Here is a 24,115-nt window from a genome sequence, read left to right as displayed (position 1 = left end):
GTCAGTCCTCCTGAGGGGAAGGGGTGGTGTCACCGGCGTCCGCGGTGGTGACGGCATCGCGGGGGGCCGGTGCGGCTCCGGAAGCGGTGGTGGCTCCGGCGTCTTGGGAAGCGGTGGTGGCTCCGGCGATCCGGGCGGCCAGGATCGGCCCGATCTGGGCCAGTGATCCCGCCTGGGTCATCTGGTCGTGCCGGGTGGTGACCTCGTGCGATTCGATCCGGCCCCCGATGTACGGGTGCCAGACCTTCGGGCCGGCGTCGTCGTCGCCCCGGCCGATCGTGGAGTTGAAGAGCAGCAGGTCCCCGTCGTACGTGCCGGGTACGAAGTCGACCGCCAGCTTGGCGTTGTTGATCATGATCTGGACGATCACCTCGACCTGCCGTTCGTTCAGCCCGGCCAGGGCGCTGCCCCGCCGGTTCAGCACCTCGGCGACCTCGGCGTAGGTGATGTCCCGGTCGCCCAGCTCGTCCGGGTCGACGTCGAGCACTCCGACGAGCACGTCCCGCACGGTGGGCACCGGCTCCTCCTCGAACCGCACGTCCTTCACCGGGTACGCGTCGAGGATCGCCAGCAGCGCGGTCCGCTCGCCGCGCGCCTGGAGTTCGCAGGCCAGCGCGTGGGCGATCAGCCCGCCCGCGGACCAGCCGAGCAGCAGGTAGGGGCCCTGCGGCTGGATCTTCTGGACGTGGTCGGCGTAGTCGGACGCCATCTCCTCGTAGGAGGTGGGCAGCGGCTCGGGCCGGCCGAGGCCGCGTGCCTGGAGCGCGTAGACCGGGTGCTGCGGGCCGAGGTGGTTCAGCAGCCCGCTGTACGACCAGCTGATGCCGCCGCCGGGGTGGACGCAGAACAGGGCCGGCTCCGTACCGGTCGACCGCAGGGGCAGCAGCACGTCCAAGGCGTCTTCCGGATCGTTCATGGCCAGGCGTTCGGTGAGCCCGGCCACGGTCGGCGCCTCGAACAGCAGCCGCAGGCCCAGCTCCAGGCCGAGGGTCTCGCGGACCCGGGAGGCCAGCCGCGCGGCCAGCAGCGAGTGACCGCCCAGGTCGAAGAAGCCCTCGTCGATGCCGACCTGATCGCGTCCGAGGACTTCGGCGAAGAGGCCGCACAGGAGCTGCTCCTGCGGGGTCCGCGGTCCGCGCCCGACGGCCGGCGCCCCGTAGTCGGGGGCGGGCAGGGCGGCCCGGTCGAGCTTGCCGTTGGCGGTCAGCGGCAGCGCGTCCACGGTGACGAACGCCGCCGGCACCATGTAGTCGGGGAGTTCCCGGCGCAGTCGGCCGGCCAGTTCGGCCGTCTCGGGCACGCCTTCCGGCGCGGCCACCAGGTAGGCGACCAGCCGCTTGTCCCCCGGCCGGTCCTCGCGGGCGACCACGGCGGCCTGGGCGACGCCCGCGCAGCCCGCCAGGACCGCCTCGATCTCTCCGGGCTCGATCCGCAGTCCGCGCAGCTTGACCTGGTGGTCGACGCGTCCGGCGAACTCCAGCGTGCCGTCGGGGAGCCACCAGGCGAGGTCGCCGGTGCGGTACATACGGCTCCCGGGCGGGCCGTACGGATCGGCGGTGAAGCGCTCCGCGGTGAGGCCGGGCCGGCCGAAGTAGCCGCGGGCCACGCCCGTCCCCGCGAGGTACAGCTCACCGACCATGCCCGTCGGCACCGGCCGCAGCCGGTCGTCGAGCACATAGGTGCGCATGTTCGCCATCGGCGCGCCGATCGGCACGGTCGCGGCGTTCTCGGGGAGTTCGCGCACCCGGTGGCAGGTGGCCAGGGTGGTGGCCTCGGTGGGGCCGTAGCCGTTGACCACCTCGATGCCGGGGCAGGCCGCGAGGACCCGGGCGGCGGCGGCGGGGGAGACCACGTCGCCGCCGGTCCACACCTCGCGCACCCCGGCGAGCAGGCCCGGACGCTCCTCGGCGACCAGCCGGAAGAGTCCGGCGGTCAGCCACAGCCCGGTCACCCGGTGCGTGGTGATGGTGTGGTGCAGCAGGTCGAGGTCGATCCGCTCGGGCGGTGCGACCACGATCGTCCCGCCGCCCAGCAGCGGGACCCAGAGTTCGTAGGTCGAGAGGTCGAAGGCGGTCGGGGAGTGCATCAGCACCCGCTCGTGTCCGCCACCGCGCCACTCGGGGCTCAGCGCGAGACCCACCACGTCCCGGTGGGTGACGGCCACGCCCTTCGGACGCCCGGTGGAACCGGAGGTGTACATGATGTACGCCACCTGGTCCTCCCGGCACGGCACCTCGACCACGCCAGGACCGCCTGCCGCGGACCGCACCAGGGCGGTGAGCACCTCCTCGGTGAGCACGACGGAAGCTCCGCTCTCCCGCAGGATCAGGTCGATCCGGGAGGAGGGGAAGCGCGGGTCCAGCGGTACGTAGGCGCCGCCGGCCTTGATGATCGCCAGGATCGCCACGACCAGCTCCGCCGAGCGGTCCAGCAGGACCGCGACGGGCGTCTCGGGGCGCACGCCCTGGCGGATCAGCGCCCTCGCCAGGCGGTCGGCCCGCAGGTCGAGTTCCGCGTAGGTCAGCTCGGTGGCGCCCGCCACGACCGCCACCGCGTCCGGGGTGGCCCGCACCTGCCGGGCGAAGAGCTCCGGCACCGAGGCCGAGGGCAGCTCCGCGGCCGTGTCGTTGACCTCGTACAGCAGCCGGTGGCGTTCCTCGTCGGACATGAGGTCGATCCGGCTGATCGGGCGGTCCGGGTCGGCGACCGCCGCGCGCAGCAGGCGGGCCCAGCGCTCGAACAGCAGCTCCACGGTGGACGCGTCGAAGAGGTCGGTGGCGTACTCCACCGCGCCGGCCAGACCGTCGGCGCCGCCGTCCGGGCAAAACCGCTCGGCCAGGCTGAACGTCAGGTCGACCCGTGCGGTCCCGGTCGGGGCCGCCACGTGCCCCGTCTCCAGGCCTGGCAGCGCGAACTCGCCGAGCGGCGCGTTCTGCAGGGCCAGCATCACCTGGAACAGCGGGTGGTGGGCGAGCGACCGCACCGGATTGGCCACCTCGACCAGGTACTCGAACGGCACGTCCTGGTGGTCGTACGCGCCGAGCGCCTTCTGCCGCACCCGGCCGAGCAGGTCGGCGAATCCGGGGTCGCCGCCGGTGTCGGTGCGCAGCACCAGGGTGTTGACGAAGAAGCCGACGAGCTCGTCGAGTGCCTGGTCGGTCCGTCCGGCGATCGGGCTGCCGACCGGGATGTCCGTACCGGCACCGAGCCGGGTGAGCAGGGCGGCGAGACCGGCTTGCAGCACCATGAACATGCTGGCGCCGCGTGCCGCGGCGAGGTCGCGCAGTGCCTGGTGCAGTTCGGGGTCCAGTTGGACCACGACCCGGTCGCCGCGCTGGGAGGCCACCGGCGGCCGGGGCCGGTCGGCGGGCAGTTGCACCTGCTGCGGGATGCCCGCCAGCTCCTCCTTCCAGTAGCCGAGTTGCCGGGCGAACAGGCTCTCCGGGTCGGCGGCGTCGCCGAGCAGGTCGCGCTGCCAGCGGGTGTAGTCGGCGTACTGCACCGGCAGCGGGGACCACGCGGGTTCCTCGCCCCGGCAGCGCGCCGCGTAGGCCGCCGCCAGGTCGGCGGAGAGCGGTCCCATCGACCAGCCGTCCGCGGCGATGTGGTGCACCACGACCAGGAGTACGTGCCGGTCGGGGGCGAGCGCGTACAGCTCCGCCCGGACCGGCAGGTCCTCGGCGAGGTCGAATCCGTGCCGTGCCCCGTCCGCCAGGGCCCCGGCCAGCCGGCTCTCGTCGATCTCGACCACCGGGAGCGCCGGGCGCGCCCGTTCGGTGCTCAGCACGACCTGGTACGGGACTCCGTCGGTCTCGCGGAAGACGGTCCGCAGGCTCTCGTGCCGGCCGATCACGTCGGCGAGCGCGGCGTGCAGGGCGGAGCGGTCGAGGTCGCCGGTCAGGCTCAGTGCGAGCGGCATGTTGTAGGTGGCGCTCGGCCCGTCCATCCGGTGCAGGAACCACAGGCGGCGCTGGGCGAAGGAGAGCTCGACCCGCTCGGGGCGGGGGCGGGCGGTCAGCGCGGGCCGCGCCGCTCCGGAGCCGTCCAGCCGGGCCGCCAGCGCGGCCACCGTCGGGGTCTCGAACAGGGTCCGGACCTCCAGCTCGGCGCCGAGGGTCGTGCGGACCCTGGAGGCCAGGCGGGTCGCCAGCAGCGAGTGCCCGCCCAGGTCGAAGAAGCTGTCCTCGACCCCCACCTGTGCCAGCCCGAGCACCTCGGCGAAGAGTTCGGCGAGGAGCTGTTCCTGCGGGGTGCGCGGCGCCCGTCCGGCCGCGGCGGCGCCGAGGTCGGGGGCGGGCAGTGCGCGCCGGTCGAGCTTGCCGCTGCCGGTCAACGGCAGCGCGTCCAGCGCCACGAACGCCGAGGGAACCAGGTAGTCGGGCAGCCGCCCGCGCAGCCAGTCGCGGAGTTCGCCGAGGAGGGCGCCGGTCCCCCGGCTGCCGGTCGGACGGTTGGTCAGCGACGACAGCGCCCCGTCGGCCGCCCCGGTCGGCCGGTACGCCTCGACCGGGGAGCCGTGGAGGGTACGCGGGTCGGCGAAGACGACGTCGAGGGCGTCGGACGCGGTCGCCGACCAGGTGACCGCGACCACGCGGCCGAGCTCCCGGCCGAGGGCGTGGAACTCCTCCGGATCGAGGAGGCCGCTCTCCTCGGAGGATTCCCCGGCCGCGCGCAGCCGCTCCATCAGCTCCGCGGGCCGGGCCTCCCCGTCCCGCACCGCCCTGGCCAGGGCGGCTTCGCGCACCACGCGGCGGTTCGGCACCCCGGTGAGCCGGAGCACGTCGGGGGCGTGCCGCTGGGCGAGCAGTTCACGCAGCTCGGCCGGCGCGGCGATCTGCCGCCCCCACGCCAGCTCGACGGACCGGCCCGGGGCCTCGGGGGCGGCCGGTGAGTGGTGCAGCGTCACGTCGTAGCGGTACCGGGAGAGTTCGTTGTGGTGCAGGCCGCGCTTGACCTCCACGACCACCGCGCCGATGCCGGTGCCACGGGTCCGCAGCGCGGTGAAGAAGTCCGGGTCGACCAGGAGTTCCTTCTCCACCCTGACGGCCTGCTCCACCGCGCGGCGCACGTCCTCGGGGTCGGTGCCGTCGCCGGTCCGGTGCAGCTGGACGGCGGTGGCCAGCGGGCGCAGCAGCCGCAGGTTGCGGACGTCACCGATGAAGAGCGCACCGCCGGGGGCGAGCAGCCCCATCAGCTTTCCGATCACGTCGGCGAGGTAGTCGGCGGAAGGGAAGTACTGCACCACCGAGTTGATCACGATGGTGTCGAACTCCCCTGCCGGCAGCCCTTCGATGTCGTGCGCCGGGCGGGTCCGCAGCTCCACACGCCCGGTCAGCCCTTCCTCGTGCGCCACTTGGGCGGTCAGGGCGTCGATCGCGGTGGCGGAGAAGTCGGTCGCCCAGTAGGTCTCGCAGTGGGGCGCGACCTGCGAGAGCAACAGGCCGGTACCGACGCCGACTTCCAGCACCCTGCGCGGACGCAGGGCCAGGATGCGGGCCACGGTGGCGTCCCGCCACTCGCGCATCTGCTCGACAGGGATCGGGCCGGAGTCGTAACTGCTGTTCCAGCCGACGAAGTTGTGTCCGAAGGCCGCTTCTTCGGGGGCGATGGGCAGAGCGTCGTAGATGTCCTGCCACTCGCCCACGTGGTCGGCTTCCAGCCCGTCGTCCCGGGCGGTGTCCCGGTGCGGGACGACGTAGCCGACGAGCCGGTCGTCCTGGGCCACGACGGCGGCCCGGGCGACGGCGGGGTGCTCGGCGAGCGCGGCTTCGACCTCGCCGGGCTCGACGCGGAAGCCGCGGACCTTGACCTGGTCGTCGGCGCGGCCGGCGTACTCCAGCTGGCCGTCGCCGCGCCGGCGCACCAGGTCGCCGGTGCGGTACATGCGCTCACCCGGTACGAACGGGCAGGCGGTGAACCTTCCGGCCGTCAGGCCCGGCCGGTTCAGGTAGCCCCGCGCGAGGCCCGCGCCCGCCACGTACAGCTCCCCGGTGACGCCGGTCGGCACCGGCCGCAGCCGGTCGTCCAGCACGTACACCCGGGCGTTGGCGATCGGCCGGCCGATCGGCGGCACGCCGGCCGCCGGGGAGAGCGGGTCGCTCATGGTCGCGCACACGGTCGTCTCGGTCGGGCCGTAGGCGTTGATCATCCGGCGTCCGGGGGCCCAGCGGGCCACCAGCTCCGGCGGGCACGCCTCGCCCGCCACCACCAGCGTGGACGCGGTGATCCCGCCGTCCGGCACGGTGGCCAGGACGGAAGGGGGCACGGTCACGTGGGTGACGCCGAGGCCCGGATCGGTCAGTGCGGCAAGCGGCTCCGCCGCGGGGGGCAGCACCAGGGCCGCGCCGCACAGCAGCGCGGTGAAGATCTCGGAGACCGACGCGTCGAAGCTGGGCGAGGCGAACTGGAGGACCCTGCTGCCGGGTTCGATCGCGAAGCGCTCGATCTGTCCGGCGACCAGGCTCGCCACACCGGCGTGGCTCACGACGACGCCCTTGGGGCGGCCGGTCGAGCCCGAGGTGTAGATCACGTAGGCCGGATGCCGGACGTCGACCACGACCCCCGGATCGGTCTCCGGCAACCCGTCCGCATCGGTCACCATCGCCGGATCGTCGACCACCACCACCGGGCGGGCGTCCGCCAGCATGAAGGAGATCCGCGACCGCGGATACCCCGGATCCACCGGCAAGTACGCGGCCCCGGCCTTCAGCACACCGAGAACCGCCACCACCGACTCCACCGACCGAGGCAGAGCCACCGCCACGACCTGCTCCGGACACACCCCCCGCCCGACCAGCGCACGCGCGAACCGGTTCGCCCGCACATCCAACTGGCGGTACGTCAACTCCTCGTCGCCACACACCAGCGCGACCGCGTCCGGCGTGGACGCCACCTGCGCCGCGAGGGCCTGCGGCAGCGGGACGGTGTCCACGTCCCGGGTGGTCGCGTTGTCCTGTTCCAGCAGCCGGTGCCGCTCGCCGGTGCCGAGGAGGTCGATCCCTCCGATGGCCTGCTCCGGGTCGGCGGTGACGGCCTCCAGCAGGAGCGTCCAGCGCCGGACCAGGGAGTCGACCGTCGACCGGTCGAACAGGTCGGTCGCGTACTCGACCGCGCCGAGGATTCCGGCCGGGCTTCCGTCCGGGCCGAACTGTTCGACCATGCTGACCCCGAGGTCGAACTTGGCGGTCCTGGTCGCCACGGCGTAGGTGGCGACGTCCAGTCCGGGCAGCGAGAACCGTCCCATGGGGGCGTTCTGCACGGCCAGGATGGTCTGGAAGAGGGGGTGGTGGGAGAGGGAGCGGGACGGGTTCAGCGCCTCCACCAGGTGCTCGAACGGCACGTCCTGGTGCGCGTAACCCGACAACGCCGACTCCCGCACCCGGCCCAGCAACTCCGCGAAACTCGGATCACCACTCGTGTCCGTACGCAACACCAACGTGTTCACGAAGAACCCGACCAGATCGTCCAGCGCCTCGTCCGTACGACCCGCGATCGGACTCCCGATCGCGATGTCCTCCCCCGCACCCAAACGCGTGTACAACGCCGCCAACGCCGCCTGCAACACCATGAACAGACTCGTTCCGGTGCTCCGCGCCAGCTCGACGAGGTTCGCGTGCAGTTCGGAGTCCAGTTCCAGTCCGATGTGGTCGCCGCGCCAGCCGGCGACGGCGGGGCGCGGACGGTCGGTGGGCAGCTGGAGCAGCTCGGGCAGGTCGGACAGCTGCCGCTTCCAGTAGTCGAGTTGCTCGGCGAACCGGCTGCGCGGGTCGGCGGCGTCGCCGAGCAGCTCGCGCTGCCACAGCGTGTAGTCGGCGTAACTCACGGGCAGGGAAGGCCGGTTCACCGTCCTGCCCTCGCAGCGGGCCGCGTACGCCTCGGCGAGGTCGCGGGCGAGCGGTCCGGTGGACCAGCCGTCGGCGGCGATGTGGTGCATGACCAGCAGCAGCACGTGCTCGTCCGGCGCGACGGCGAACAGTTCCGCCCGCAGCGGCGGCTCCGTCGCCAGGTCGAAGGGCTGCCGGGCGGACTCGGCGAGGCGGTCGGCCAGTTCGGCCCGTGTCACCTCGGCCGGCCGGACGGGCAGGCGGACCGGGGCGGAGTCCAGTACGCGCTGGCACGGTACGCCGCCGACTTCCGGGAACACCGTCCGCAGGCTCTCGTGCCGGGCCACCACGTCAGCGAGCGCCTGGTCCAGCGCTCCACGGTCGAGTGTTCCGGTCAGCCGCAGGGCCAGCGGGATGTGGTAGGTGGCGGCAGTGGCGTCCATGCGGTGCAGGAACCAGAGCCGGCGCTGGGCGAAGGAGAGCGGCACGGTCGCGGGCCGCTCGTACGCGGTCAGCGCCGGGCGCGCCCGGCCCGCCTCGGTCAGCGTCTGTGCCAGACCGGCCACGGTGGGCGCCTGGAAGAGTGCCCGCAGCCCGAGCTCCACGCCGAGCACCGAACGCGCCCTGGCGACCAGCCGGGTGGCGAGCAGGGAGTGCCCGCCCAGGGCGAAGAAGTCGTCGTCGACCGAGACCTCCGCCACGTCCAGCACCTCGGCGAACAGCCCGGCGAGGATCTGCTCCTGCGGCGTGCGCGGCATCCGCCCGCTGCCCTCGGAAGTCGCTCCGGGCGCGGGCAGCGCCGCCCGGTCCAGCTTCCCGTTCGGCGTCGACGGCAGCGCGTCCATCACCACGAAGACGGACGGCACCAGGTAGTCCGGCAGCCGCTCGCGCAGGTGCGCGGCCAGCTCCGCGGGACGTACCGCCTGGTGGGAGCGGGTCGCCACGTAGCCGACGAGCCGGTCGTCCCGGGCCACGACGGCCGCCTGGGCGACGGCGGGGTGCTCGGCCAGTGCGGCCTCGACCTCGCCGGGCTCGACGCGGAAGCCGCGGACCTTCACCTGCTGGTCCGCGCGGCCGACGTACTCCAGCGCGCCGTCGGTCCGGTGCCGCACCAGGTCGCCGGTGCGGTACATCCGCGTACCCGCCGGTCCGAACGGGCAGGCGGTGAACCGCCCTGCCGTCAGACCCGGCCGGTTCAGGTAGCCGCGTGCCAGACCTGGCCCGGCGACGTACAACTCCCCTTCCACACCCGGCGGTACGAGGCGCAGCCGCTCGTCCAGTACGTACACCCGGAAGCCGGCCACCGGTCGCCCGATCGGCGGCACGCCGGATGCCGGGGAGAGCGGGTCGCTCATGGTCGCGCACACGGTCGTCTCGGTCGGGCCGTAGGCGTTGATCATCCGGCGTCCGGGGGCCCAGCGGGCCACCAGCTCCGGCGGGCACGCCTCGCCCGCCACCACCAGCGTGGTGGCCGTGAGTGCGGCGGTGTCCAGTGCGGCGAGAGCCGAGGGTGGCAGCGTCACGTGGGTGACGGCGAGCCGCCGGTCCGTCAGGGCTTCCAACGGGGACTCGGCCGGGGCCAGCACGAGGGTGGCGCCGGTGAGAGTCGCGCTGCAGAGGTCCCAGAAGGACGCGTCGAAGCTCGGCGAGGCGAACTGGAGCACCCGGCTGCCCGGCTTCACGCCGAGCCGGTCCACCTGCGCCGCCACCAGGCCGAAGACGCCGGCGTGGCTCACGGCGACGCCCTTGGGGCGGCCGGTCGAGCCCGAGGTGTAGATCACGTAGGCCGGATGCCGGACGTCGACCACGACCCCCGGATCGGTCTCCGGCAACCCGTCCGCATCGGTCACCATCGCCGGATCGTCGACCACCACCACCGGGCGGGCGTCCGCCAGCATGAAGGAGATCCGCGACCGCGGATACCCCGGATCCACCGGCAAGTACGCGGCCCCGGCCTTCAGCACACCGAGAACCGCCACCACCGACTCCACCGACCGAGGCAGAGCCACCGCCACGACCTGCTCCGGACACACCCCCCGCCCGACCAGCGCACGCGCGAACCGGTTCGCCCGCACATCCAACTGGCGGTACGTCAACTCCTCGTCGCCACAGACCAGCGCGACCGCGTCCGGCGTGGACGCCACCTGCGCCGCGAAGAGCTCGGGGAGGCTTCCTCCGGGCGCCGTGTCCTCGGCGGTGGGCAGCAGTTCGCCGCGTTCACCGTCGGTGAGCAGGTCGATCCCGCCGATCGGGCGATCGGGCGCGGCGGCGACCGCGGCCAGCAGCCGGGTCCACCTGGCGGCCAGGAGCTCGACCGTGGGGCGGTTGAACAGGTCGGTGCTGTACTCGATGGCTCCACCGAGCCCGGCGGGTGCGCCGTCGGGTCCGTGCTCCTCCGCGAAACCGAAGGTCAGGTCGAGCCGTGCGGTCCCGGTGAGCACGGCCATCTGGGAGACCTTCAGGCCAGGCAGCTCGAAGTCGCCGCCCGGCGCGTTCTGCACGACCAGCCCGGTCTGGAAGAGGGGGTGGTGGGAGAGGGAGCGGGACGGGTTCAGCGCCTCCACCAGGTGCTCGAACGGCACGTCCTGGTGCGCGTAACCCGACAACGCCGACTCCCGCACCCGGCCCAGCAACTCCGCGAAACTCGGATCACCACTCGTGTCCGTACGCAACACCAGCGTGTTCACGAAGAACCCGACCAGATCGTCCAGCGCCTCGTCCGTACGACCCGCGATCGGACTCCCGATCGCGATGTCCTCCCCCGCACCCAACCGCGTGTACAACGCCGCCAACGCCGCCTGCAGCACCATGAACAGGGTGGCACCGGACCGTCGCGCCAACTCCACGAGTCTCACGTGCAGTTCGGCGTCGATCCTGAGTTCCAGCAGATCGCCGCCGTACGACATGACGGCCGGGCGCGGCCGGTCCGCGGGCAGTTGGAGCTGTTCGGGCAGGCCGGCCAGTGTCCGCTTCCAGTAGGCGACCTGGCGGGTGAACACGCTGTCGGCGTCGTTCTCGTCGCCGAGGATCTCGTGCTGCCACAGGGTGTAGTCGCCGTAGGTCACCGGCAGCGGCGGCCACGCGGGCGCCTCGCCGGCCTGCCGGGTGGTGTAGGCGGCGGCGAGGTCACGGGCGAGCGGGCCCATGGACCAGCCGTCCCCGACGATGTGGTGCATGACCAGCAGCAGCACGTGCTCGTCCGGCGCGACGGCGAACAGCTGCGCCCGAAGGGGTACTTCGGAGGTCAGGTCGAAGGCGCGCACCGCCGACTCCCGCAGCAGGGCGCGTACCTCCTTCTCGCCGGCCGTACGCACGGTCAGCGGGACGGCTGCCTCGGTGCTGCCCAGCACCCGCTGGTGCGGGATTCCGCCCGTGTGCGGGAAGACCGTGCGCAGGGTCTCGTGCCGGGTCACGACGTCCACGAGCGCGGCGCTCAGCGCGTCCCGGTCGAGGTCTCCGGACAGCCGCAGGGCGAGCGGCATGTGATAGGTGGCGCTCGGCGCCCCGAACTGCTGGAGGAACCAGAGCCGCCGTTGCGCGAACGACAGCGGCATCGGTTCGCGGCGGGGCCTGGGCACCAGGGCCTGTCGCGCGGTCGTGGCGTCGTGCAGTCCGGCCGCCATTCCGGCCGGGGTCGGGTTCCGGAACAGCGCGCGCAGCTCCAGTTCGACCCCGAGGGTCGCCCGGACCCGCGAGACCAGTCGGGTGGCGAGCAGGGAGTGCCCGCCCAGCGCGAAGAAGTCCTCCTCGACCCCGACCCGGGCGAGGCCCAGTACCTCGGCGAACAGCTCGCACAGGATCTGCTCCTGGGGCGTGCGCGGCGCCCGGCCGCCCGCGGCCGTCGCGGGCTCCGGAGCGGGCAGGGCTGCCCGGTCCAGCTTGCCGTTGGGCGTCAGCGGCAGCGCGTCGAGCAGGACGAACGCGGTCGGCACCATGTACGCGGGCACCCGGTCGCGCAGGTACGCGGCCAGCGCCCCCGCACCGGACCCGGTCCCGGCCTCGTCGGAATCGAGGGCGGCGGGGACGACGTAGGCGACGATCCGGTCCTCCCGGGCGAGCACCGCGACCTGGGCGACGCCCGGGTGCGCGGTGAGCTCGGCCTCGATCTCGCCCGGCTCGATCCGGAAGCCGCGTACCTTGACCTGGTGGTCGATCCGGCCGGCGAACTCCAGCTCGCCGTCGGCGCGCCAGCGCACCAGGTCGCCGGTGCGGTACATCCGCGTACCCGCCGGGCCGTACGGGTCGGCCACGAAGCGTCCGGCGCTCAGCCCCGGCCGGTCCAGGTAGCCGCGGGCGAGCCCCGCTCCGGCGAGGTACAGCTCGCCCGGCACGCCGGGGGCCACCGGTCGCAGGGCCGAGTCCAGCACGTAAGCCCGGCAGTTGGCGACCGGAAGGCCGATCGGCACCGGCAGCGGGCAGTCGGCGGGGTCGGCCGGCAGCGCGTAGGCGGTGATCACATGGGTCTCGGCGGGCCCGTAGTGGTTGTGCAGCACCCGGCCCGGGCGGCGCGCCTGGAAGCGGCGCACTGCACCGCCCAGCCGCATCGCCTCTCCGGCTTGGGCGACCAGCCGCAGGTGCGGCAGGTCCAGCCCCGCCTCCTCGGCGGCCTCGGCCATCGCCTCGATCACCAGGTTCGGCGCGAACAGTTCCTCGACGCGGTGCCGGTCCAGCCAGTGGGCGAACAGTTCGGAGCTGCGACGCTGCTCCTCGGTCGGCACCACGAGGGTCTTGCCGTACAGCAGCGCGGAGAGCACCTCCTGCACCGAGACGTCGAAGCTGATCGCGGTGAACTGCGCGGTACGCGTGCCGGGTTCGCCGCCGACGGTCCGGTGGTGCCAGTCCAGCAGGTTCAGCAGCCCGCCGGCGGGCATCACCACGGCCTTGGGCTGGCCGGTGGAGCCGGAGGTGTAGATGACGTACGCCGGGTGGCGGGGGTCCACCGGGACGGCCGGATCGTGCTCCGGCAGCGGGCCGGACGGTGTGACGGCCGCGAGGTCGTCGAGCACCACGGCCGGACGGGCGTCCCGCAGCATGTACTCGATGCGGACGGCCGGGTAGTCCGGGTCGACCGGCAGGTACGCCGCGCCCGTCTTCAGCACCGCCAGGACCGCGACCACGAACTCGGCGGAGCGGGGCAGCCGCAGGGCGACGGTCTGCTCCGGGCCCACACCGCGCGCGATCAGCGCGTGGGCCAGGCGGTTCGCCCGGCGGTTCAGCTCGCGGTAGGTGAGCACGGTGTCCTCGAACAGCACCGCCGGGGCGTCCGGAGTGGCCCGGACCCGCGCCTCGAAGAGGGCGGGCAGGGTGGAGCCCGGGACGGGGCGGGCGGTGTCGTTGCGGTCGACCAGGAGCTCGCGGCGTTCCTCGGCGGTGAGGACGTCGATCCTGCTCAGCGGGCGCTCCGGTGCGGCGACCACGGCCGCGAGCAGCCGCTGCCACCGGGCGACCAGAGTCCGGACCGTGGCGGGGTCGAACAGGTCGGTGCTGTACTCGACCCGGCCGACGACGCCCTCGGCCGCCCCGCCGGGGCCGCCGCGCTCCAGCAGGTGGAAGCCGAGGTCGAACATGGCCGTGGGCGTCCGTACCAGGACGATCTCGGTGTCCAGACCGCTCAGCGCGAACTCGGTGCTCGGCACGTTCTGCAGCGCGAGCAGCACCTGGAACAGCGGCTGGCGGGCGAGCGAGCGGGACGGGTTGAGTGCCTCGACCACGTGGTCGAACGGCAGGTCCTGGTGCGCGTACGCGCCGAGCGCGCTCTCCTTGACCCGGTCCAGCAGCTCGGCGAAGGACGGGTCGCCGCTGGTGTCCGTGCGGAGCACCAGGGTGTTGACGAAGAACCCGATGAGGTCGTCCAGCGCCTGATCGGTCCGGCCGGCGATGAGGCTGCCGACCGGGATGTCCGTGCCCGCGCCGAGCTTGTCCAGCAGCGAGGCCAGGGCGGCCTGCAGCACCATGTACACGCTGGCGCCGTGCTGCCGACCGAGCCGGATCAGCCCGTCGTGGAGTTCGGCGTCGAGTTCGATCGCCAGGTGGCCGCCGGAGTAGGACGGGGTGGCGGGGCGGTTGCGGTCGGCGGGGAGCCTGATCTGCTCCGGCAGTTCCGCGAGCGTCCGGGTCCAGTAGGCGCTCTCTCGGGCGAACAGGCTTTCCTGGTCCGCCGGTTCACCGAGCAACCGGTGCTGCCACAGGGTGTAGTCGGCGTAACTCACCGGCAGGGGTGCCCACCGGGGCGCCCCGCCCTCCCGGCGCGCCGCGTACGCGGTGGCCAGGTCGGCGGCGAGCGGACCGAGCGACCAGCCGTCACCGGCGATGTGGTGCATCACCAGGAGCAGCACGTGCTCGTCCGCCGAGAGCGCGAACACCTCGGCGCGCAACGGGGGTTCGGCCGCGATGTCGAAGCCACGCGCCACAGCTCCGGCCAGCAGTCCCGGCAGGGCCGACTCGTCGGCCTGCGTGACCGCTACCCTCGGGCGGGCCTCCCCCGCGGCCAGCACCCGCTGGTGGGGCACGCCGTCCGTGCTCGGGAAGACCGTGCGCAGGGTTTCGTGGCGGTCGGCGAGGTCGCCCAGGGCCGCTTCCAGGGCCGCCAGGTCCAGCGGTCCCCGGAGCCGCCACGCGAGCGGCATGTTGTAGACCGAGTCGGCGCCCTCCAGCTGGCGCAGGAACCAGAGCCTGCGCTGGGCGGACGACAGCGGCACCAGCTGGGGCCGCTCCCCTCGCTCCAGGGCGAGTCGGGCCCGGTCCGCGCCGCCGAGCCCGGCGGCCAGCCCCGCCACGGTCGGGGTGCGGAAGAGGGTGCGCAGGGGCAGTTCCACGCCCAGCGTCGTACGGACCCTGGCCACCAGCCGGGTGGCGAGCAGGGAGTGTCCGCCGAGATCGAAGAAGTCGTCGTCGACGCTGACCTGCGGCAGGCCCAGTACCTCGGCGAACAGCCCGGCCAGCACGTGTTCCGCGGGGGTGTGCGGTTCCCGGCCGGCCGGTGTCGCGGTCTCGGGCTCGGGCAGGGCGCGCCGGTCCACCTTGCCGCTGGTGTTCAGCGGCAGGGCGTCGAGCGGGACGAAGGCGGTCGGCACCATGTAGTCGGGCAACCGCTCGCGCAGGTGTGCCCGCAGGTCCTCTGGCCGGAGCTCGGCGCCGGTGACGGGCACCGGATAGGCGACCAGGCGGGAGTCCTGGGCGCGGTCCTGCCGGACGATCACGGCGGCCCGTGCGACCTGGGGGTGGTCGGCGAGGACCGCCTCGATCTCGCCGAGTTCGATCCGGTAGCCGCGGACCTTGACCTGGTCGTCGGTGCGGCCGAGGAACGCGAGGTTTCCTTCGGGGTTCCACCGCACCAGGTCGCCCGTGCGGTACATGCGCGTGCCGCCCCCGCCGAACGGGTCCGCCACGAACCGCCCCGAGGTCAGACCGGGACGGTTCAGGTAGCCCCGCGCCAGACCCGCGCCGGCGATGTACAGCTCACCCGGAACACCCACCGGCACGAGCCGCAGCGCGGCGTCGAGCACGTACAGCCGGACGCCGTCGAGCGGCCGGCCGATGACCTGGTGCGGGCTGGATTCCAGTGCCGCGACGACGGAGTCCACCGTGCACTCGGACGGCCCGTAGTAGTTCAGGGACGTCACCCCGTCGGCCGCCCGCAGCCGCTCCCACAGCTGTTCGGGGACGGTCTCGCCGCCGAGCCCGATCAGCGCGGGACGCCAACGAGGGTGCTCCAGCAGGCCGTTCTCGATGAGGAGTTGCAGGTAGGACGGGGTGCCGCCGACGGTGTCCAGTCCGACCCGGGCGGCGTAGTCGAGGTAGGCCCGGGGATCGGTCCTGGTCGCCTCGTCCAGGACGTGCAGTTCGTGGCCCGCGAAGAGGGCGAGCAGTTGGTCGAGGGAGGCGTCGAAGGACACGGAGGTGGTCAGCCCGATCCGCATCCGCTCCTTCGCGCGGAAGACCAGGGGGAGCTGGTTGGCGAGCAGGTTGAGGAGGCCGCCGTGGGTCGCCACGACACCCTTGGGCCTGCCCGTGGAACCCGAGGTGTAGATCACGTACGCCGGATGCGCCGGATCGAGGACCACCATCGGATCCGTCGCCGGAGCCCCCGCCACCAGGGCCGCCGTCCCCGGCTCGTCCACCACGAGCCGGCCCACCGGACCCTCCGGCAACCGCCCACCCGTACTCATGTCCGTCACCGACAACACCGGCCGGGCGTCCTCCAGCAGATACGCGATCCGCGCCACCGGATACTCCGGATCCACCGGAACGTACGCCGCACCCGTCTTCAACACCGCGAGAACCGCCACCACCAGACCGGCCGACCGCGGCAACGCCACCGCGACCAACCGCTCCGGCCCCGCACCCCGCCCCACCAACACATGCGCCAGACGATTCGCCCGCGCGTCCAACTCCGCGTACGACAACGACACATCCGGACCCACCACCGCCACAGCCTCCGGAACCTCAGCAACCCGAGCCCGGAACAACTCCAACAGACCCTCACCGGACACCCCGGCCACCGGACCCGCACCCAACACCGCCAACCCACCCCGCTCTTCGGGCGTCAGCAGATCGAGCCCGCTGAGCCGCCGCCGCGGGTCGGCGACCGCGAGGCGGAGCAGCCGCTCCCACCGCGCGGTCATCGTCTTCACGGCCGCCGGGTCGTACAGGTCGGTGGTGTACTCGACGGCTCCGTCGATCCCGTCCGGGGAACCGTCCTCGGCGTACCGTTCGGACATCGTGAAGATCAGGTCGAGCTTGGCCGTGGTCGACGCCGACGGCATGTCGTCCACGCGCAGCCCGGGCGGCGCGAAGTCGGCGCGGGGCGCGTTCTGCAGCACCAGCATGACCTGGAACAGCGGGTGGTGCGCGAGCGAGCGGGACGGGTTGAGGACCTCGACCAGGTACTCGAACGGCAGGTCCTGGTGGGCGTACCCGGCCAGGGCCGTGTCCCGGACCCGGTCGAGCAGCTCGGCGAACGTCGGATCGCCCGAGGTGTCGGTACGGAACACCAGGGTGTTGACGAAGTAGCCGACCAGTTCGTCCTGCGCCTGGTCGGTCCGGCCGGCGACCGGGCTGCCGACGGGGATGTCGTCGCCCGCGCCGAGCTTGCTCAGCAGCGCCGCGAGTCCGGCTTGGAGGACCATGAACAGACTGGTCCCGTGCGCGCGGGCGAGTTCGCTCAGACCGCGGTGGAGCTCGGCGTCCAGCCCGGCGCGCAGGGAACCGCCCCGGTGCGAGGCGATCGGCGGGCGGGGCCGGTCGGTGGGCAGCTGGACGCACTCCGGCAGCCCTGCCAGCTGCCGGGTCCAGTAGTCCGCGTGTCCGGCGAACAGGCTGTCCCGGTCGGCGGAGTCCCCGAGCAGCTCGTGCTGCCACAGGGTGTAGTCGGCGTACTGCACGGGCAGCGGCGCCCACTGCGGCTCCTCGCCGCGGTGGCGCGCCGCGTAGGCGGCGGTCAGTCCCCGGGTGAGCGGGCCCAGCGACCAGCCGTCGCCCGCGATGTGGTGGAGCACCACCTGGAGGACGTGCTCGTCGGGCGCGAGCTCGAACAGCTGGACCCGCAGCGGCACATCGACCGCCAGATCGAAGGGACGGTCCTTCGCCGTCGCCATCAGGGCGGACAGTCCGGCCTCGGTGGTCCGGTCCACGAGCAGCCGCGGGCGGGCCGCCGTCACGTCCAGCACCCGCTGGTACGGCGTGCCGTCCACGGCGGGGAAGACGGTGCGCAGGCTCTCGTGCCGGGCCACCACGTCCGCCACGGCCGCTTCCAGGGCCTGCCGGTCCAGATCCCCGGTCAGCCGCCACGCCAAGGAGATGTGGTAGTTCGCGCCCGCCCCCTCCAACTGGTGCAGGAACCACAGCCGCCGCTGCGCGAACGACAGCGGGACCGCCTCGGGTCGCTCGCGCTTCACCAATGCGGCCTGGGCCGGCCCGGCGGCCACCAGGGCGGCGGCCAGTCCCGCCGGGGTCGGCGCCTCGAACAGGGTGCGCAGCGGCATTTCCACGCCGAGCGTCGCGCGGATGCGGGCGGCCAGGCGGGTGGCGAGCAGGGAGTGCCCGCCCAAGTCGAAGAACCCGTCCTCCACACCGGCCGACGCCACCCCCAGGACCTCCGCGAACAGCTCGCAGAGGATCTGCTCCTGCGGGGTGTGCGGCGCGCGGCCGGTGGCCGCCGGGGCGGTGCCGGGGGCGGGCAGGGCCCGGTGGTCCAGCTTGCCGTTGACGGTCAGCGGCAGGGCGTCCAGCAGGACGAACGCCGACGGCACCATGTACTCCGGCAGCCGCTCGCGCAGGTACCCGCGCAGCTCGGCGGTTTCGGGGGCGGCGCCCGGGGCGGGCACCAGGTAGGCGGCCAGCCGGGTGTCGTCGGCCCGGTCCTGCCGTGCGAGGACGGCGACCTGGGCGATACCGGGGCACGCGGCCAGCGCCGCCTCGATCTCGCCGAGTTCGATCCGGTACCCGCGCACCTTCACCTGCTGGTCCGCGCGCCCGACGTAGCGCAGACCGCCGTCCGCCGTGCGGCGCACCACGTCGCCGCTGCGGTACATGCGCGATCCCGGTGCTCCGAACGGGTCCGCCACGAACCGCCCCGAGGTCAGGCCGGGCCGGTTCAGGTAGCCGCGCGCCAGGCCCGCGCCCGCGACGTACAGCTCGCCGGGCACGCCCGGGGCCACCGGCCGCAGCCCGTCGTCGAGCACGTACGCCCGCAGGTCCGGCAGGGCCGTGCCGATCCGGCCGGCGGCCGCGGGGGCCCTGTCGAGCGCCGCGTGGGTGACGTGCACCGTGGTCTCGGTGATGCCGTACATGTTGACCAGTCGCGGCGCGTCGTCCGCGTGCCTCTCGTACCAGCTCGACAGCCGGCCGTGCTCCAGCGCCTCGCCGCCGAACACCACCGTGCGCAGGGCGAGCCGGCGGCCGGTCTCCGGAGCCTGGGCGTCCGCCTGCGCCAGCTGGTAGAAGGCGGACGGGGTCTGGTTGAGCACCGTCACCCGCTCGCGGGCGAGCAGTTCCAGGAACCGGCCGGGCGACCTGCTGGTCTCGTGGTCCACGACCACCAGACGGCCGCCGTGCAGCAGCGGGCCCCACAGCTCCCACACCGAGAAGTCGAAGGCGTAGGAGTGGAAGAGGGTCCACACGTCGTCGGCACGGAAGCCGAACAGCTCCCGGGTGGTGTCGAACAGGCGCACCACGTTGCGGTGCGGGACCACCACGCCCTTGGGGTTGCCGGTGGAACCGGAGGTGTGGATGACGTAGGCGGCGTGGCCCGGGTCGAGGGCGATCCCCGGGTCCGTGTCCGGCAGCCCGTCCAGGGCGGCGGTGTCCAGCAGCAGCCGGTCCACGCCTTCGGCTTCGAGCCGGTCTCCGGTCCGGCTCGTCGTCACGAGGAGTGCGGGCCGGGTGTCCTGGAGCAGATAGGCGATGCGGGCGGCGGGGTACTCCGGGTCCACCGGGACGTACGCGGCGCCGGTCTTGAGCACGGCGAGGACCGCCACGACCAGCTCCGCGGAGCGCGGCAGTGCCAGCGCCACCAGCTGCTCCGGCCCCACTCCCCGGCGGATCAGGGCGTGCGCCAGCCGGTTGGCGCGGGCGTTCAACTCGCCGTACGTCAGGGTGGCCGCGCCGTCGCTGAGGGCGGTCGCCGCGGGGTTCGCGCGTACCTGCCGCTCGAACAGCGCGGGCAGAACGCTTTCCGGCAGCGCCCCGGCCTGCTCGGTGACGGCCGGCAGCAGGGCCCGGAGCTCGTCGGCGGAGAGCACGTCCACCTGGCCGATCCGCCGGCCGGGGGCGGCGACGACGGCGCGCAGCAGTCGCTGCCACCGCTCGACGATCCCGGCGACGGTGGCAGCGTCGAACAGATCGGTGCTGTACTCGACGACGCCCGACAGGCCCTCGCCGTCCGGCTGTTCGGACAGGACGAAGTTCAGGTCGCACTTGGCCGTCCCGGTGGGGACCAGGTCGGTCGCCACCCGGAGCCCCGGCAGGTCGAAGGTGCCGAACGGTGCGTTCTGGAGGGTGAGCATGGTCTGGAACAGCGGGTGGTGGGCGAGTGTCCGGGTCGGGTTCAGCGCCTCCACCAGGTGCTCGAACGGCATCTCCTGGTGCGCGTACGCTTCCAGCGCCCCGGCGCGCACCCGGCCCAGCAGTTCGGTGAACGACGGGTTTCCGGACAGGTCGGTGCGCAGCACCAGGGTGTTGACGAAGAAGCCGACCAGGTCGTCCAGGGCCTCGTCGGTGCGCCCCGCGATCGGCGTGCCGATGGGGACGTCGGTACCGGCGCCGAGCTTGCCCAGCAGGGCGGCCACGGATGCCTGGAGCACCATGAAGAGGCTGGCTCCGCCGTCGCGGGCGAGTGCCCGCAGGTCCTGGTGCAGTTCGGCGTCGATCCGTACCGGAAGGTGGGCGCCCCGGTAGGTCATCGCCAGGGGGCGGGGCCGGTCGAAGGGCAGCTCGATCTGCTCGGGCAGGTCCGCCAGCCGCGCACGCCAGTAGGCGAGTTGGCTGTCGAGCAGCGAGTCGGGGCCGGTGCCGTCACCGAGCAGCTCCTGCTGCCAGAGGGTGTAGTCGGCGTACTGGACCGGGAGCGGCGACCACCGGGGCGGCGCTCCCTCGCTGCGGGCCGCGTAGGCGGTCGTCAGGTCCCGCGAGAGCGGCCCGGTCGACCAGCCGTCGCCGGCGATGTGGTGCGTCACCAGCAGCAGCACGTGCTCCTCGGTGCCGAGCCGGAACAGTTCGGCGCGCAGCGGCGGCTCGTCGGAGAGTTCGAAGCCGCGCCGGGCCGCCCGTGCCAGCCTGTCGGGCAGCTCGCTCCCGGTGGTCTCGGTCACCGGCAGGCCCGGTCGTGCGGCGTCGGCGTCGAGCACGCGCTGCCACGGCACGCCGTCGGCCACCGGGAAGACGGTACGCAGGCTCTCGTGCCGCTCCACCACGTCCGCGAGGGCGGCTTCCAGGGCGCGCAGGTCCAGGCTTCCGGACAGCCGCAGCGTCAGCGGGATGTTGTAGGTGGCGCTCGGGCCCTCCATCCGGTGCAGGAACCACAGGCGGCGTTGCGCGGAGGAGAGCGGGAGGGGCCCGGGCCGCTCACGGCGTACCAGTGCCGGGCGCGCCCGGCCCGCGGCGTCCACCGCCGCCGCCAGTTCCGTCACCGTCGGCGCGTCGAACAGGTCGTGCAGCCGCAGCTCCACGCCCAGCACCGACCGGGCTCTGGCGACCAGCCGGGTGGCGAGCAGGGAGTGCCCGCCGAGATCGAAGAAGCTGTCGTCCAGTCCGGCTTCGGTGACCCCCAGGACCTCGGCGAACAGCCCCTGGAGCAGGTGCTCGACCGCGGTGCGCGGAGCCCGCCCCGGTGCTGCGGGCCGCTGCTCGGGCGCCGGGAGGGCACGCCGGTCGAGCTTGCCGTTCGGGGTCAGCGGCAGCGCGTCCAGCACCATGAGGGCGGACGGCACCATGTACGCGGGCAGCCGCTCGCGCAGCCAGGTCCGCAGTGCGTCGGCCGCGACGGCCTGCCCCTCGGCGGGGACGACGTGGGCGACCAGCCGGGGTCCGTCGTCGGTGCGCACCGTGACGACGGCGCGGGCGATCCCCGGGTGACCGGTCAGGGCCGCCTCGATCTCGCCGGGTTCGATCCGGTGTCCCCGGATCTTGACCTGGTCGTCGGTGCGGCCGAGGAACGCGAGGTTTCCTTCGGGGTTCCACCGCACCAGGTCGCCCGTGCGGTACATGCGCGTGCCGCCCTCGCCGAACGGGTCCGCCACGAACCGCCCCGAGGTCAGACCGGGACGGTTCAGGTAGCCCCGCGCCAGACCCGCGCCGGCGATGTACAGCTCACCCGGAACACCCACCGGCACGGGCTGCAGCGCGGCGTCGAGCACGTACAGCCGGGAGTTGGTGACGGGCCTGCCGATGACCGGGAGCGGGCTCGAACCCATCGGTGCGGCAACCGAGTTGACGGTGCACTCGGAAGGTCCGTACAGGTTGAGGCAGGAGGAATCCTCGGCTGCCCGCAGCCGCTCCCACAGCTGCTCGGGCACGGCTTCGCCACCCGCCGCGACCAGGGCGGGGCGGTGCCGGGGATCGCTCAGCAGTCCGGCCGGGACGAGCTCGTGGAGGTAGGAGGGGGTGGCCTCGACGTAGTCCAGCCGGTGGCGCACCACGTACTCGACGAACGCCTCCGGGTCGGTCCAGGTCGCGTGGTCCGGGACGTACAGCTCGTGGCCCGCGAAGGGGGCCATCAGCTGGTTCCAGGAGGCGTCGAAGGAGACCGAGGTGGTCAGCGCCACCCGCAGCCGCTCCCGGTCCTTCAGCAGCGGGGCGAACTGCACCCGCAGGTGGTCGCCGAGCAGGTCGAGGAGGCCGCCGTGGGTCGCCACGACACCCTTGGGCCTGCCCGTGGAACCCGAGGTGTAGATCACGTACGCCGGATGCGCCGGATCGACGACCACCATCGGATCCGTCGCCGGAGCCCCCGCCACCAGGGCCGCCGTCCCCGGCTCGTCCACCACGAGCCGGCCCGCCGGACCCTCCGGCAACCGCCCACCCGTACTCATGTCCGTCACCGACAACACCGGCCGGGCGTCCTCCAGCAGATACGCGATCCGCGCCACCGGATACTCCGGATCCACCGGAACGTACGCCGCACCCGTCTTCAACACCGCGAGAACCGCCACCACCAGACCGGCCGACCGCGGCAACGCCACCGCGACCAACCGCTCCGGCCCCGCACCCCGCCCCACCAACACATGCGCCAGACGATTCGCCCGCGCGTCCAACTCCGCGTACGACAACGACACATCCGGACCCACCACCGCCACAGCCTCCGGAACCTCAGCAACCCGAGCCCGGAACAACTCCAACAGACCCTCACCGGACACCCCGGCCACCGGACCCGCGCCCAACACCGCCAACCCACCCCGCTCTTCGGGCGTCAGCAGATCGAGCCGGCCCACGGCCTGGTCCGGGTCGCACTCCGCGACGGCGTCGAGCAGGGCGAGCAGCCGTTGCTGGTGCGCGGCGAGGTCGTCGTCGCCGTACGCCTCCGGAGCCCCGTGCAGCCGGAGGAGCGGAGGGTTGCCGTCCCGGTAGTCGAACACCCAGAGGGCCAGGTCGGTGGTCGACCCCGACACGAAGTGGTGCACCGAGGCGGGGTGTCCGGCGAAAGTCGGCCTGGCGTTGAAGGCCATGATGTTGACGATCAGCGGGAACGCCGTGCCGATGCCGCCGGGCGCGCCGAGGTCGCGCAGCAGGTCCTCGCTGCGGTAGCGCTCGTGCGCGACGGCCGACTCGACCTCCCGGGCCACCTGGGCGACGAGGTCGCCCCAGGGCATGTCGGGGCGCACGGTCAGCCGCAGGGGCACCACGTTGGACATGGTGCCGGGCACGGTCATCAGGCTGCGCCCGGAGCCCCGGCGGGCGGTGACGGGAAGGGCGAGCACCACGTCCTGGGCGCCGCTCAGCCGGTGGGCGTAGAGCGCCGTCGCCGCGATCACCAGACGGGACCACCGGACACCGGCCCGGCCGGCCGCGGCGCGCAGCGCCTCGGGGCTGCGCAGTTCCCGCTCCCCGGCCAGGCGCAGGGGACGGTGGGGATCGGTCGCGGAGGTGTCGGTGAGCCGTGTCGGGGCGGGGAGATCCGCGAAGCGCTCGGTCCAGTAGGAGCGGTCGGCGGTGAAGTCGGCGGAGACGCGGTAGGCGGCGTCGCTGTCGACCAGATCCCGGAGGGAGCCGAACGGGCAGGGCGCCACCTCGCCGCCCCCGGCCAGGGCCGAGTACACCTCGCCGACCCGCTGCCGGACCATGGAGCTGCTGATCGCGTCCAGCACCAGGTGGTGGTAGTTCAGGTACCAGAGGTACTCGGTCGGCGACAGCCGGACCAACGCGTGACCGAACAGCGGGTCGTGGGCGAGGTCTAACGGGCGGGCGAGGTCCTGCTCCATCCATCGCAGGGCTGCCGCCCGGGGATCCGGCTCCTCGCCGAAGTCGAGGTGTGCGGGCTCCCAGTCCCAGGTCTCGCGGAGGATCTGGCGCGGGCCTTCACCGTCGTCGACGAAGGTCACGTGCAGGGCGTCGACCTCGTCGACGACCCGGCGCAGCGCGGTTTCGAAGAGCTCAGGATCGACCGGACCGTGGATCTCCAGGCACTCTCCGACGCGGTAGCCGGGGATCGGCGTCCGGGAGCCCTGCTCGGCGAGCCAGATCTCCCGCTGGGCAGCGGTCAGGGAAAGGACGTCACCGTCACGACGGGACATGGGGGTACCTCCAGAAGTATGGGTGGGCATGCGCGCAGGGCGTGCCGACCGGGCCGGCCGCGGTGT

Annotated in this window: 1 protein-coding gene; it reads right to left on the bottom strand. The window is 73.4% G+C overall.

All coding sequences use genetic code 11. The annotated features are described in order from the left end of the window. Nucleotide 1: 1 nt before the first annotated feature. On the bottom strand, nt 2–24,049 hold the full coding sequence (locus OHT52_RS28100; RefSeq protein ID WP_328722967.1) for a non-ribosomal peptide synthase/polyketide synthase: 24,048 nt from the start codon (nt 24,047–24,049) through the stop codon (nt 2–4). Between the last annotated feature and the right edge of the window lie 66 nt (nt 24,050–24,115).

Source organism: Streptomyces sp. NBC_00247 (genome assembly GCF_036188265.1).
In the GTDB taxonomy this organism is placed as follows: domain Bacteria; phylum Actinomycetota; class Actinomycetes; order Streptomycetales; family Streptomycetaceae; genus Streptomyces.
The sequence above is the reverse complement of the archived record's forward strand: the minus strand, read 5'-3'. Positions and strand labels throughout refer to the sequence as shown.

Bases quoted from the DNA above. Each gene is read 5' to 3' on its own strand.
- OHT52_RS28100 (WP_328722967.1), bottom strand. From the start codon at position 24,049: ATGTCCCGTCGTGACGGTGACGTCCTTTCCCTGACCGCTGCCCAGCGG.